The organism is Rhodococcus rhodochrous (genome assembly GCF_014854695.1).
Taxonomy (GTDB): Bacteria; Actinomycetota; Actinomycetes; order Mycobacteriales; family Mycobacteriaceae; genus Rhodococcus.
Genome location: NZ_CP027557.1, coordinates 4598169 through 4610842 on the forward strand (window position 1 = coordinate 4598169; position 12674 = coordinate 4610842).

Here is a 12674-nt window from a genome sequence, read left to right on the forward strand (position 1 = left end):
ACGGATACTGTCGGCCCATGACTTCCGAAGAGATCCTGCTCGTCGAGCAGCGCGATTCCGTCCGCATCCTCACCTTCAACCGCCCGGAGGCGCGGAATGCGCTGAGCTCGGCGCTCATCGATGCCCTGCGCACCGAGATCGCCGCCGCGGAGGTGGACGACGAGACGAACGTCGTGGTCCTCACCGGCACCGACCCGGCCTTCTGCGCCGGACTCGACCTGCAGGAACTCGGGGAGAGCGGAGGCAACCTGTCGCTGGTCTCCGGCGCCGACCTCCCTGTCGGTCATCCATGGAAGCCCATCTCCAAGCCGATCATCGGTGCGGTCAACGGTGCCGCCATCACCGGCGGTCTCGAAATGGCGCTCGCGTGCGACTTCCTCATCGCGTCCGAGCGCGCCCGCTTCGCCGACACCCACGCGCGCGTCGGTGTCCTGCCGGGGTGGGGACTCACCCAGCGCCTGCCCGCGGCGGTGGGTCCGGGCTTCGCGCGTCGCATGAGTCTGTCGGGCAACTTCGTCGGAGCCGAGGAAGCGTTGCGGGCGGGACTGGTGACACAGGTCGTCGCGCACGACGAACTGCTCGACACGGCGCTGGAGCTCGCCCGGACGATCGCCGGCAACGACCAGCCGGGTGTGCGGGCGCTGCTCGCGTCGTACCGCCGGGCCGAGGAGCACGTCGTCGAACCCGCTCTACGTGTGGAGCAGCAGACCTCGGAAGCGTGGATGCGGGAGTTCTCCCCGGCACGGGTCGCCGAGAGGCGGGCCGAGGTGATCGAACGTGGAAAGTCCCAAAACGCCGTGAATCCCAAGTCCTGAAACGGTCGTAATTAAAGGACATTTCGGGTTAATCGGACAGATTTATCACGGAAGGATAACAACTAGTGACGGGAGGTAACAGGCTCTGAGACCTTCGCGAAGTATGGGACGGAAGTGAACTTATCCCTGCGGATTTTTTACTTCTCTCGCCCGTTCGCGGGCGGGTCCATTCACATCAACACGGAGGTATTCCTATGCTGCTCGGTTCTCTCGCCGCCACCGTCGGTGCTGCCGTCGCCGGCCTTCTGACCCCGGTCCTCGGTCTGCTCGCGGGCCTCGGCATCATTCTCTGATATCCGCCCGGATCGACTCCGCGCCCGCACACCCCCTGCGTGCGGGCGCGGTTCGATCTATTCGGACGGATCCACCTCAGGAGTCCGGAAAACCGTGTCCTCGTGACGCTTCCCGGACATTCGCTTCTCCAATTCCTCTTTCTCCCGTTTCGCCATCTCGGGATCGACGTCCTCACCCGGGACGGGTCCGGGATCTGTAGCCGGCGCGCCCTGACCGGGATCGGCCGCGTCGATCTCGTTCGAGCCGGTGTTCTTGATCGGGAGAAAAGGTTCCATGCTTGCCATGGATACGGATTCCCGACACCGATGCGCGCAAACAATTACTCCGGCAACGGAACGTTCTGCAGTCGCAGCTGACCGCGAGCAAGGACCTTGCCGGTCGCGGTGTCGGTGATGATCACCAGCCACAGCTGCTGAGTCCTGCCCTGCTGCAACGGTTCTGCCGTGACCGACGCGCGGCATCCTGTCGTCGAGCGCAGGAAGTCGGTCGAGTTGTTGACGCCGACGGCGAACTGACCGCGCTCGAGTACCGCAGCGCTTGCGCCGATGCTGCCGGCAGTTTCGACGATGGTCGCGTAGAGCCCACCGTGCACGACTCCCCACGGGGTGTGGTGGTCGGGGCCCAGGTCGACGTATCCGGTGACCTTCGTTCCGGTGGCTTCCTCGACGACGAAGCCGCTCGCCTCGACGAAGCGGCTCGGCGGCTTCTGCCCGTAGTCCTCGATGGTCGGACGGGCCTCGGTAGTTCCGGTCATGACAACTCCTCGTTCACGCTGACTTCGATAACCACAGTTAGCCACCGCGGAGGTCTGACTGTCAAGGATTAAGTCAGCTACCCTGTTGGCATGCAGTGGCTCGACTACAGCACCGACAACTGCTCGGTCCAGCGCACGATGGACGTCATCGGCGAGAAATGGACGATGATCGTTCTCCGCGAAGTGTTCAACGGCGTGCGACGTTTCGAGCAGATGCGTCGGCACACCGGCATCTCCGACCCCGTGCTGTCGGCCCGGCTGCGCACCCTCGTAGACGCCGGAATCCTCGACACCGTCCCCTACCGCGAGGAAGGCCGCCGCACGCGCAACGAGTACCGGCTCACCGACAAGGGCCGCGATCTCTACCCGATCCTCGTCGCCCTGCTCCAATGGGGGGACAAGTATTGCGCCGACCCTGAGGGTCCGTCGCTGCTCATCGAACACCGCGACTGCGGCGCTCCGGTCGAAGCGGTCGTGCAATGCGCCCACGGCCACGGTCCGCTACGGCCGAGCGAATCGCAGACCCGGCCGGGTCCGACCGCGCGAAAACTCCCCGAGGGCACGAAAACATAACGAAGTGGATTTTCGATCCGCGGCAGTGTTTCGCGCCGAGGCGGTGGGTACTCCTGGCTCAGCGTCCCGGTGCGGACGCAGTCCGGATAACCGAACGACAGGAGGAACACATATGCACTTTGGGTCTCTTGCGCTCCTCGGCGGACTGCCTGCGAAACCGGGCATCGCCCACTGAGCCGGCGCACGCCGCGTCCGCATCCGTGATGGGTGCGGACGCGGTCGTATGTGCGATGAATTTTCTGTGCGATGAATTTCTCGGGCGGCGCGGGTCGGTATGGTCACCGACCCAGAAGGAGCCGACATGCCCGAATTCGTCACCCACTCGATCGACGTCCCCGGCGCGACTCTCGTCTACGACATCCGCACCGTCCCCGGCGACACCACCCCGCTGCTGCTCGCCGGATCCCCGATGGACGCGAGCGGCTTCACCAGCCTCGTCTCCTACCTCGACGACCGGACGGTGATCACCTACGACCCGCGCGGCACAGGCCGCGGCACACGCACCGACACGTCGATGCAGTCCACCCCCGCCCTGCACGCCGACGATCTGCACCGGATCCTCGTCGAACTCGATCTCGGTCCCGTCGACGTCTTCGCCAGCAGCGGCGGCGCAGTCAACGCGCTCGAACTCGTCTCGCGCTATCCGGAGCAGGTGCGCACGCTGGTCGCGCACGAACCGCCGATCGTCGAACTGCTGCCCGATCGCATCGGGGCCGAGGCGGTGCGCGACGACATCCGCGATACCTATCAGCGCAGCGGCCTCGGACCGGCCATGGCCAAGTTCATCGCCCTGGTCGGCTACGAAGGTGAGCTGACCTCCGATTATCTCGACCGGCCCGCTCCGAACCCGTCCGACTTCGGCCTGCCCACCGAGGACGACGGGACCCGCGACGACGTGCTGCTGGGCCAGAACTGGATGTCGTGCACGGGTTACCACCCCGATCTCGATGCTCTGGCGAACGCGTCCACGCACATCGTCGTCGCAGGTGGTCGCGAGTCGGTACGCCAACTGTGCGGCCGCGCCTCGGCAGCGCTCGCCGAGCGGCTCGGCACGACTCCGACGCTGTTCCCCGGCGATCACGGTGGCTTCATGGGCGCCTCAGAGGGTATGCCCGGCGATCCTGAAGCTTTCGCCGCCGTGCTCCGCGACGTGCTCCAACCGAGCCGCGTGTAATCCGTCCGATCCGCTCCCGCGCGCGTCGCGGTTCCCGCTTTCCGGAGGTCACCATGACCGAACCGCACTCCGGCCGTCCACCCGTGGTCGACCTCGCGACCTGGCAGGCCGCGCGCGACGAACTCCTCGTTCGCGAGAAAGCCCACACCAAGGAAGGCGACGCCATCGCCGCGGCGCGCCGACGACTCCCGATGGTGGAGTTCGACGGAACGGTCGAGGTGGTCGGGCCCGACGGCCCGGTCCCCTTCCTCGACCTCTTCCAGGGTCGCAACGAACTCGTCGTCTACAAGCACATGTGGTACGACGGCGCACCCCCGCAGGGGCAGTGCGAGGGGTGCACCACCACGGCCTGGCACGTCCGCGACGCCGTCTACCTCAATGCTCGCGGCGTGTCGCTCGCGTTCGTCACCACCGGCCCGTGGGAGGAGGTGGCAGCGTTCGTCGAGTTCATGGGCTACACGCAGCCCTGGTATTCGGTGCGCGACCTCGACGAACCCGTGGGCGGAGCGATGGGCTATCTCACCTCCTATCTCCGGGACGGAGACCGGACCTTCCTCACCTATTCCACGACGGGTCGCGGCACCGAACGCGCCAACAGCTCGGCCGGCCTGCTCGACATGACCCCGTACGGGCGCGGCGAGAGGTGGGAGGACAAACCCGAGGGGTGGCCGGAGGGGAACGACCCGTGCTGGTTCTGGCGCGCCGACGCCGACGGCAACGCGACATGGGGCGAGACGAGCCGCCCGGTGCCGCAGTGGACCCGGCCCGGTGCGACTCCCGTCGAGACCCTCGGGAGGCAGGGCAACTGGCACTGACCATCCGCGACCGGTACTGGTCACACCGACGGTGCCGCGCGCCTACCGTGGAACGAGGTGTTCCCGACGAAGGAGTGTGCGTGGCGGAATCGTCCGGGTCGAATCGTCCCGAGTCCGAATGGAACGGCCGGGATTGGTACGTGAACTTCGGCGAGCGCAGCCCGTCACGGAATTGGGACGACGGCCGCCGTTACGGCTTCGTCGCCGCCGGCGGTGGCCGCTGGTATTCGGATTCCTTGCAGGAGTTGCCCGTCGGTGGCCACGTCTTCGTCTACATCCCGAAGAGCGGATACGTGGGCATCGGCGTCGTGACCGGCCCGGCTGCTCCGGCCGACGAGGCGACGCTCGTCGTCGACGGCCGCCCGGTGCCGTTCCGCAGCCTCGATCTGAAGGCGCCGTACATCCACGAGAGCGAGGGCACGGACCCGCACGAGGACCACCGCGAGTGGATCGTGCCGGTGCAGTGGACGCACACCGTCGCGCGTGAGGATGCCTTCCGCATCCCGGGCCTGTTCGCGAACCAGAACTCGGCGTGCCGTCTGCGTCACCGCTTCACCGTCGACACCGTGACGTCGTTCTTCGAGAGCGATCCGGATCGGGAATCGGACTCCGCGCTCGCCTAACTCGAATCCGACGAGTGCAACCGCCACGGCACACTCGTCACCATCACCCCGGGCTGGAACAACAGGCGACTCTTGAGCCTCAGTGCGCTCTGATTGTGGAGCAGGTTCTCCCACCAGTGCCCCACGACGTATTCGGGGATGAAGACGGTGACCACATCACGCGGTGAATTGCCACGCACCCGCCTGACGTAGTCGAGCACGGGTCGCGTGATCTCCCGATACGGCGACTCCAGCACCTTCAGCGGAATCGTGATGTCGCTGGCCTCCCATTCGCGCACGAGAGCACGGGTGTCCTCCTCGTCGACGTCGACGGTGATCGCCTCGAGGGTGTCGGGATGGGTGGCCGAGGCGTACGCGAGCGCGCGACGAGTCGGGTGATGCAGTTTGGCCACGAGCACGATCGAATACGTGCGGCTGGGCAGCAGGCCGTCCCAGTTGCCGGCGTCGAGTTCGACGGCCACGCGTCGGTAATGGTGGTTCACGGCCCGCATCGTCACGAAGACGGCCACCATGGCGAGGATCGCGATCCACGCACCGGCAACGAATTTCGTGACGAGCACGATGACCAGGACGGTCCCCGTCATCACCAGACCCATACCGTTGACGACGCGCGAGCGCTGCATTCTCCGGCGGTGACGTGGGTCGGTTTCGGTGACCAACAGGCGGGTCCAATGACGCACCATGCCGGTCTGGCTCAACGTGAAGGAGACGAACACCCCGACGATGTAGAGCTGGATGAGATGGGTGACCTCGGCGTCGAACACCCAGACGAGCACGATCGCCGCGAGGGCCAGGAAGACGATGCCGTTACTGAACGCCAGCCTGTCGCCTCGGGTGCGCAGTTGCGTCGGCAGGTGCTTGTCCTGCGCGAGTATCGACGCAAGGACCGGGAAACCGTTGAATGCGGTGTTGGCGGCGAGGACGAGGATCAACGCGGTCACGGCGGTGACGAGGTAGAAGCCGAGGGGGAAGCCGGTGAAGACCGTCTCGGCGACCTGCGCGACCAGCGTCTTCTGATGGTATCCCTCCGGCGCCCCGAGCACTTGCGTCGCGGGGTCGGCGGCGACGACGACGCCCAGCCGCTCGGCGAGGACGATGATGCCCATCAGCAGCGTGATCGCGATGGCACCCAGCATCAGCAGCGTGGTGGCGGCGTTGTGCGATTTCGGTTTCCGGAAGGCCGGCACCCCGTTGCTGATGGCCTCCACTCCCGTCAGGGCCGCGCATCCCGACGAGAACGCGCGGGCGAGAAGAAACGCGAAGGCCAGTCCGGCCAGGTGTGATTGTTCGGCGGCCAGTTCGTAGTGCGACGACTCGGCGCGCAGCGGGGCGTCGAACACGACGAGACGCACGAAACCCCAGACGAGCATCACCCCGATGCAGAACATGAATGCGTAGGTGGGGATGGCGAAAGCTGTGCCCGCTTCGCGGAGTCCCCGCAGATTGACCGCGGTGAGGAGAGTGATCGCGACGATCGCGAACAGCACCTTGTGGTGTTCGACGAAGGGGATCGCCGACCCGATGTTCTGGGCCGCCGACGAGATCGACACGGCGACGGTCAGCACGTAGTCGACGATGAGCGCGCTGCCCACCGTCAGGCCGGCCATCGCTCCGAGGTTCTTCGTCGCTACCTCGTAGTCGCCACCCCCGGACGGGTAGGCATGCACGTTCTGCCGATAGCTCGCGACCACGACGACCAGGACGACGGCGACGGCGAGACCGATCCAACCGGAGAACGCGTAGGCGGACAGGCCCGCCACCGACAGCACGAGGAAGATTTCCTCCGGTGCATAGGCGACGGACGACAGGGCGTCGGACGCGAACACCGGCAGGGCTACGCGTTTCGGCAACAGAGTGTGGCCGAGGGTGTCGCTGCGCAGCGGCCTTCCCAGCAACATCCGTTTGGTGACGTTGTCACGGCCCTTGTGGATGGTTACGGCCACGACCATCGACTCCTGTCCGGCGCATACCCGCGCACGCAGAAGCGAACGGTACGCTTGTATTACCCCGCTCGCCACGGGTGCAGATAGAGCGAATTCACCCCGTCGATCACCCGTCGGCAACGTTGGCAGATGAAAGAATCGTGGGTAGCGTGGAGTCGTTGTTGCTCCTCGCAACAAAGCGTGCCGCGTCTCCTCCCCTTTGACACGGCACGGACGGACCCCGTCGGCCCCTCCCCTCGTTAAGCCGACGGGGTTCTCTCATTGATTCCCGCCCGTATGGCGGTTCACACGTTTTCGTACAGAACGGTCCGTTTTACGGATTTTGCGATGATCCCGTGCAGCGGCAGCAGAACTTGACTCCTTCACCGTGCGCGCGGTCGACTGCTGTCCTTCACCACGCTCACGATCCGGAGAACCCCGATGACCGATTCCATCCTCGAGCTCTACGTCAACGACGGACTGTCCGACGAGGAAATCGATCAGCAGAGGGCCACCTACGGTCCGCTCACCGAGGACGTGCGCGAGCTGATCCAGCTCGCACTGCAGACCCGTGTGGATGCCGACGACGTCGCGCGGGCGCGGGAACATCTCTCGGCCGCGCGCGAGATCCTCGAACGCGACCGGGAGGACGGCCCGTACGGCACCCGGTTCAACGATTCGGGCCGATTCCGTAACTGGGGAAACGCCGCAATAGGCCTGCGCAACGCCATCGCCCCGATCGGCGACATCCACGAGGACGACGACGGACGCGTGTGGACGGAGATCCACCTCGGTCCCGTCTACGAGGGGCCGGCCGGGCACGTGCACGGCGGGGTCTCCGCGCTGCTTCTCGACCAGATCCTCGGCGACGCCGCGCGCATCTCGGGATATCCGGGGATGACGGGCACGCTCACCATCCGCTATCGCAAGCGCACCCCTCTCGGCGCTCTGCGCGTGGAGGCGAAACTCGACCGTGTCGAAGGGCGCAAGGCGTTCGTCGTCGGGCATATCGCCGACTCGGAGGGGATCTGCGTGGAAGCAGAAGGCATCTTCATCGCGCCGGTGTGGATGGTGCAGCAGCGCGACTCGTTCGCGGAGCCCCCGAGGCCCGAATAAGCTCACAACCGAAAAGTGAGGCTCACAACGCCCATGGTCGACCACCAGGGTTGCGAGCCTCACCTGCGCGTTGTGAACCTCGGGACGAGGCAACTCTTCCGTCGTCGCTCGCATGATGGCAATATCACTCTCATGAGCGAGAATAGCATTTCCGCAAGCCAGGGGCCGTCGGTGACCATGAGTCAGCACACCTTCACCGCCGACTTCGGCCTGACGTCGCTCCAGGTGAGCAAGGAACGCGCCGTCATGCGCGTCGACCTGCACGACAAGCTGCGCAACGACGCCGGCGCCGCAGCACTCGGGATGCTCACCACCGTGGTCGACATCGTCACGTCCACCCCCGCTCTCGCCGCGTGCAGCCCCGACTGGACGGCGACGCAGGACCTGTCCATCCACACGGCCGAACCCCTCACCGAAGGGCCGGTCGTCGTCGATACCCACCTGGTGCGCATCGGCAAGAAGACCGTGCACGTCGCCGCGGAGATCTTCGACGGGTGCGGCATCACCGACATGGGTGAGCTCGTCACCGCCCTCGACGACGGCGCGCTGCGCCCGGCAGGACGTGGCCTCGTCACCTTCGCTCGACTCCCCCGCGCCGCAGCGGCCGGCTCGGACCACTACAACCCCGGCGAGTGGGTGGGCGCCATCCGCGAGTATCCCAGCGAGCACGTCGAAGGATCGATCTACTCCCGCCTGGCAATGCGCACCCTCGACGCACAGACCGGCGTACTCGAGCTCGACCTCACTCCGTTCGTGGCCAACATGATCGGCACCATCCAGGGTGGCGCCCAGGCACTGCTCGCCGAGCACGCGGCGCACACCGTCCTCCCGGGTTTCGTGGCCACCGACATCCAGGCCCACTACCTGTCGCAGGTGAAGGTGGGGCCGGCACGGTCGCACGTCACAGTGGTCCGTGAGACGAAGGACCACGCGGTCGTCGACGTCCGCCTCGTGGACGCCGGAGCCGACGATCAGGTACTCGCCCTGACGACGGTCACCCTCAACGCCTGAGCTGATACCCCTGTTGCGAGAGTCACGACTTGCGACTCGGTGGGCCCGACTCCTCCGCCAGTACAGTTGATCGATATCCGGCAGGAGCGAGAGGAGTCGACCGTGCAGAATGCCGTGTTCTACTCGCTCGTCGCGATGTGCTCGTTGTTCGCCGCGTCGACCTGGTGTCTTTCACGCCCTCATCTGCTGTCGAGCGCGGCCGCGCTCGTGGCCTCCGGACTCTGGGTGCTGATGAACGGGCCTCTCGAGGGGCGCGTGCTGTACTCGGTGACCCCGAACCACGGGTTGACCGAAGCCGATCTGCTCTCGGGAGTGGGTGTGTGCATTGCCGCCTGGGGGCTCTGGGCGACGCGGAACCGACGACGTCGTCGGCGTTCGCAGCGGTCGCCGTCGTACCGCCGGCATCCGGACGGGTCCCGAGCGATGCCGACCCCCGTCTTTCCTGCGCAGAGCGATACCGAAACCGGTCCCATCCGTCGCAAAGCAGGATGAACGTTCCGGTTCGGGTCCGAGAAGATTTCTCAGGTCTCGTTTCAGTATCGACCCTGGACGAGTGCCCAGACGTCACCTAAGCTCCAAAGCGGCCACGGCGTAGGTGGCCGTGTCTCCCTAGAGTCCTCCCCGACACAGGAGATACAGCGCGAGGCCCCGCCGGCTCCTCCCCTCGATTCGCTGGCGGGGCCCTTCCCTGTCTGCCTCCCCGACGACAGGGGCAGATCGAATGGTAATCGGGTCCCCTCGTCCGATTCGTCCTGTGTTGGGACGAAACGCCGGGCAACCCTGTGACCTTCGTCTCTGCGGCGCTGTTCACAGCATAGAGCAATCTGCTCACTTGCGTGCATAGATCTTTCCCGGAATTCACCGAAGGTCGAGTCGCAGAGTCTGTTCTGCAACTTTCGCGCGCTTCGTACACTTTCCTCAGGCGCGATCTGTCAGTTCCGTGTGCCCCGCCTGACGAGCACAGTGTGCGCAGCAGTAGACGGCATCCGCCGACTCCACGCCGTGCCCGAGGATGCGGCAGTGGCAGTGGGCGCACTGCGGTGCCATCGCGGTGATCGCACACTCGAAACTGTCGAAGGTGCCCGAGACATCCCCACGCGTGAGGGTGAAGGTCTTGTCGTAGTCGTTGCCGCACGTGTCGCAGGTGGCCATGACTCTCCTCCTCTTCCGGCATCGCGACCGGACGGTGTCCGGTCTCCTTCCGATCGGGTACCCGCAACCGCCGGAACACACGAGCCCGCCCGCACCGATTCGGTGCGGGCGGGCTCGTGGACGATCGATCTATACCGGTTCGGGTTCCTTCGCTTCGTGCTTCGCAGCTTCCTGCTGCGCGGCCTCGAGCTTCAGGCGCTGTCCGAGCACCGACTTGCGGCGGCCGTAGACGAAGTAGATCGCCACGCCCAGGACCATCCAGACGGTGAATCGAATCCACGTCTCGACCGAGAGGTTGAGCATGAGCCAGCCGCAGGCGAGGACCGCGAGGATCGGGACCAGCGGCACGAGCGGCACCCGGAATCCGCGGGGCAGGTCGGGGCGGGTGCGACGGAGCACCATCACGCCGACGCAGACGAGGACGAAGGCGAACAGGGTGCCGATGTTGACCATCTCCTCGAGCACACCCATGGGGAACACCGCGGCGAGGACGGCCACGACACCACCGACCATCAGGGTGATGCGCACGGGCACACCCTTGTGGTTCGTGACGGCGAGCTTGCGGGTGACGAGTCCGTCACGGGACATCGCGAACAGCACGCGGGTCTGGCCGAGCATCATCACCATCACGACGGTGGTGAGGCCGGCGAGACCGCCGATGTTGATGGCCATCTGCGCCCAGGTGATGCCGTGGGCCTCGAAGGCCGTGGCCAGCGTCGCGCTGCCGTCACCGACCAGCTCGCTGCCGGTGCGCAGGTCGGTGTACTTCACCATGCCGGTGAGCACGAGGGTGACGCCGACGTAGAGGACGGTGACGATCGCCAGCGAACCGAAGATGCCTCGGGGCAGTGCCTTCTGGGGGTTCTTGGTCTCCTCGGCGGTGGTGGCGACGACGTCGAAGCCGATGAAGGCGAAGAAGACCAGGCTCGCCGCGGCGAGGAGGCCGTACCAGCCGTAGGTGCTGCCGCCCGCGCCGGTGAGCGCCGAGAACAGCGACTGGTGCAGACCGGACGCGGTGCTCTCCGCTTCCTCGGGCTGCGGGACGTACGGCGAGTAGTTGGACTTGTCGATGTAGAAGATGCCGACGACGATGACGAGCAGGACCACCGCGACCTTGATGGCGGTGACGACCGCGGAGACCCGCGACGAGACCTTGGTGCCGATCGCGAGGATGATCGTGATGGCACCGACGATGAGCAGCGATCCCCAGTCCACCGTGATCGGTCCGAGGTCGATCGACGCGTCTCCGCCGAACATGCCCCCGAGATACATCGACCATCCCTTGGCGACGACCGCGGAGGCGAGGGCGAACTCGAGGATCAGATCCCATCCGATGATCCAGGCGACGAATTCACCGAAGGTGGCATAGGAGAAGGTGTACGCGCTGCCGGCGACCGGTACCGCGGAGGCGAACTCCGCGTAACACAGTGCGGCGAGACCGCACGCGATCGCGGCGAGGACGAACGCCAGCGAGATGGACGGTCCGGCGAGATTGCCGGCGGTGCGGGCGGTGAGGGTGAAGATTCCGGCTCCGACCACGACGGCGACGCCGAACACGGTCAGATCCTTGGCGGTCAGTTCTCGTCGTAGCCGCGAACCGGGTTCATCGGTATCCGCGATCGACTGTTCGACGGATTTGGTCCGCCAGATGCCGACTCCGGGCATTGTGTGCTCCTCGGGGTGATTGCGGCGCCCGCCACGCCCGGTCCGGGCGAGGGGTAGGCATGTCGCTCACTTCGCGCGCATTACGTTGCAGCAAGCCGTGTTTGCGTGAGCATTTGATGCAGCAATCATGGCACTGGCTCGTGAAGTGTCAATATCTTTCTGTTCGGCTGAGCATTATGCTCGAGTGGTGACGCGCATCACAACGGAAAGGGTGTCATCGTGTTCAATCTCGACCGGCTCGACGCAGCTCTCCTCGGAGAGCTCACTCGCAACCCCCGGGCAGGAATCGTCGATCTGTCGGCGAAGCTCGGTGTCGCCCGCAACACCGTGCAGTCGCGCATCAGGAAACTCGAGGAGTCCGGTGCCGTCACCGGATACCGACCGGTCGTCGACCTGCCGAAGCTGGGCGTGCCGCTGCAGGCGTTCATCGGCGCCGAACTCGTCCAGGCGCGGATGGGACACGTGATCGCCCAATTGGGGCGATTCCCCGAGGTATTGGAAGTACACGCGACGACGGGCCGGGAGGACCTCCTGATCCGGATGGCCGCGCAGTCCCAGGAGGACCTCCTGCTGGTCCTCGAGCGGATCCACGCCATCGAGGGCGTCGCGCACACCACCACGACGCTCGCGCTCACTACGCCGATCGAGTACCGGACGCAGCCGCTCGTCGAGCACATCACCCGCGATGCGGGGCACGGCCGTTCGTCGTCGCCCGGGCAATCCTGACAGCACGAGAAGGGGAGGCACCTCGCGGTGCCTC

Annotated in this window: 14 protein-coding genes; 9 read left to right on the plus strand and 5 right to left on the minus strand. The window is 65.9% G+C overall.

Annotated features, from left to right (window positions below; translation table 11 throughout):
• Positions 1-17 precede the first annotated feature (17 nt).
• Positions 18-815: an enoyl-CoA hydratase gene (locus C6Y44_RS20915; protein ID WP_159417553.1), complete on the plus strand. Its 798-nt coding sequence runs from the start codon at positions 18-20 to the stop codon at positions 813-815.
• A gap of 350 nt (positions 816-1165) precedes the next feature.
• On the opposite strand, the gene C6Y44_RS20920 is transcribed toward C6Y44_RS20915, so the two are convergent.
• Both C6Y44_RS20920 and C6Y44_RS20925 read right to left on the minus strand, forming a co-directional pair.
• On the minus strand, positions 1166-1384 hold the full coding sequence (locus C6Y44_RS20920; protein ID WP_192378557.1) for a hypothetical protein: 219 nt from the start codon (positions 1382-1384) through the stop codon (positions 1166-1168).
• Between the two features lie 44 nt (positions 1385-1428).
• Positions 1429-1863 carry a PaaI family thioesterase gene (locus C6Y44_RS20925; RefSeq protein WP_192378558.1) on the minus strand — a complete coding sequence of 145 codons (435 nt, stop codon included), beginning with the start codon at positions 1861-1863 and terminating at the stop codon, positions 1429-1431.
• A 90-nt stretch (positions 1864-1953) separates the two neighbouring features.
• Between C6Y44_RS20925 and C6Y44_RS20930 the strand changes: the two genes are divergently transcribed.
• From C6Y44_RS20930 to C6Y44_RS20945, 4 genes are all read left to right on the plus strand, one after another.
• Entirely contained in the window at positions 1954-2436 is a 483-nt protein-coding gene (locus tag C6Y44_RS20930; protein ID WP_174246988.1) for a winged helix-turn-helix transcriptional regulator, read from the plus strand.
• 301 nt (positions 2437-2737) lie between these two features.
• Positions 2738-3610: an alpha/beta fold hydrolase gene (locus C6Y44_RS20935; protein ID WP_192378559.1), complete on the plus strand. Its 873-nt coding sequence runs from the start codon at positions 2738-2740 to the stop codon at positions 3608-3610.
• 53 nt (positions 3611-3663) lie between these two features.
• Positions 3664-4425: a DUF899 family protein gene (locus tag C6Y44_RS20940; RefSeq protein WP_192378560.1), complete on the plus strand. Its 762-nt coding sequence runs from the start codon at positions 3664-3666 to the stop codon at positions 4423-4425.
• A gap of 80 nt (positions 4426-4505) precedes the next feature.
• Positions 4506-5048, plus strand: coding sequence for a hypothetical protein (locus C6Y44_RS20945; protein ID WP_225623636.1), 543 nt, complete (start codon positions 4506-4508; stop codon positions 5046-5048).
• Here C6Y44_RS20945 and C6Y44_RS20950 read toward each other — a convergent pair.
• Positions 5045-6997, minus strand: coding sequence for an APC family permease (locus tag C6Y44_RS20950; protein ID WP_192378562.1), 1953 nt, complete (start codon positions 6995-6997; stop codon positions 5045-5047). The genes C6Y44_RS20945 and C6Y44_RS20950 overlap by 4 nt on opposite strands.
• 414 nt (positions 6998-7411) lie before the next feature.
• On the opposite strand from C6Y44_RS20950, the gene C6Y44_RS20955 reads away from it, so the two are divergent.
• The 3 genes from C6Y44_RS20955 (at position 7412) to C6Y44_RS20965 (ending at position 9589) form a co-directional block, all read left to right on the plus strand.
• Entirely contained in the window at positions 7412-8086 is a 675-nt protein-coding gene (locus tag C6Y44_RS20955) for a PaaI family thioesterase (protein WP_192378563.1), read from the plus strand.
• Between the two features lie 132 nt (positions 8087-8218).
• Positions 8219-9097, plus strand: a complete 879-nt coding sequence (locus C6Y44_RS20960) for a PaaI family thioesterase (RefSeq protein ID WP_225623637.1) — start codon at positions 8219-8221, stop codon at positions 9095-9097.
• Positions 9098-9199: 102 nt separating this feature from the next.
• Positions 9200-9589: a hypothetical protein gene (locus C6Y44_RS20965; protein ID WP_192378564.1), complete on the plus strand. Its 390-nt coding sequence runs from the start codon at positions 9200-9202 to the stop codon at positions 9587-9589.
• A 426-nt stretch (positions 9590-10015) separates the two neighbouring features.
• On the opposite strand, the gene C6Y44_RS20970 is transcribed toward C6Y44_RS20965, so the two are convergent.
• Together C6Y44_RS20970 and C6Y44_RS20975 are read right to left on the minus strand one after the other, a co-directional pair.
• Positions 10016-10249 (minus strand): hypothetical protein, encoded by a 234-nt coding sequence (locus C6Y44_RS20970; RefSeq protein WP_145692247.1) that lies wholly within the window; start codon positions 10247-10249, stop codon positions 10016-10018.
• Between the two features lie 129 nt (positions 10250-10378).
• The gene (locus tag C6Y44_RS20975; RefSeq protein WP_192378565.1) at positions 10379-11914 is read right to left on the minus strand and encodes an amino acid permease; all 1536 of its coding nucleotides are present in this window, start codon (positions 11912-11914) and stop codon (positions 10379-10381) included.
• 219 nt (positions 11915-12133) lie between these two features.
• Here C6Y44_RS20975 and C6Y44_RS20980 point away from each other — a divergent pair, with 219 nt between their 5' ends.
• Positions 12134-12640 carry an Lrp/AsnC family transcriptional regulator gene (locus tag C6Y44_RS20980; RefSeq protein WP_192378566.1) on the plus strand — a complete coding sequence of 169 codons (507 nt, stop codon included), beginning with the start codon at positions 12134-12136 and terminating at the stop codon, positions 12638-12640.
• The last annotated feature ends 34 nt before the right edge of the window (positions 12641-12674 follow it).

Coding starts and splice junctions, on each gene's coding strand:
- C6Y44_RS20940 (WP_192378560.1), top strand. CDS start 3,664: ATGACCGAACCGCACTCCGGCCGTCCACCCGTGGTCGACCTCGCGACC.
- C6Y44_RS20915 (WP_159417553.1), top strand. CDS start 18: ATGACTTCCGAAGAGATCCTGCTCGTCGAGCAGCGCGATTCCGTCCGC.
- C6Y44_RS20960 (WP_225623637.1), top strand. CDS start 8,219: ATGAGCGAGAATAGCATTTCCGCAAGCCAGGGGCCGTCGGTGACCATG.
- C6Y44_RS20935 (WP_192378559.1), top strand. CDS start 2,738: ATGCCCGAATTCGTCACCCACTCGATCGACGTCCCCGGCGCGACTCTC.
- C6Y44_RS20930 (WP_174246988.1), top strand. CDS start 1,954: ATGCAGTGGCTCGACTACAGCACCGACAACTGCTCGGTCCAGCGCACG.
- C6Y44_RS20925 (WP_192378558.1), bottom strand. CDS start 1,863: ATGACCGGAACTACCGAGGCCCGTCCGACCATCGAGGACTACGGGCAG.
- C6Y44_RS20955 (WP_192378563.1), top strand. CDS start 7,412: ATGACCGATTCCATCCTCGAGCTCTACGTCAACGACGGACTGTCCGAC.
- C6Y44_RS20950 (WP_192378562.1), bottom strand. CDS start 6,997: ATGGTCGTGGCCGTAACCATCCACAAGGGCCGTGACAACGTCACCAAA.
- C6Y44_RS20975 (WP_192378565.1), bottom strand. CDS start 11,914: ATGCCCGGAGTCGGCATCTGGCGGACCAAATCCGTCGAACAGTCGATC.
- C6Y44_RS20970 (WP_145692247.1), bottom strand. CDS start 10,249: ATGGCCACCTGCGACACGTGCGGCAACGACTACGACAAGACCTTCACC.
- C6Y44_RS20920 (WP_192378557.1), bottom strand. CDS start 1,384: ATGGAACCTTTTCTCCCGATCAAGAACACCGGCTCGAACGAGATCGAC.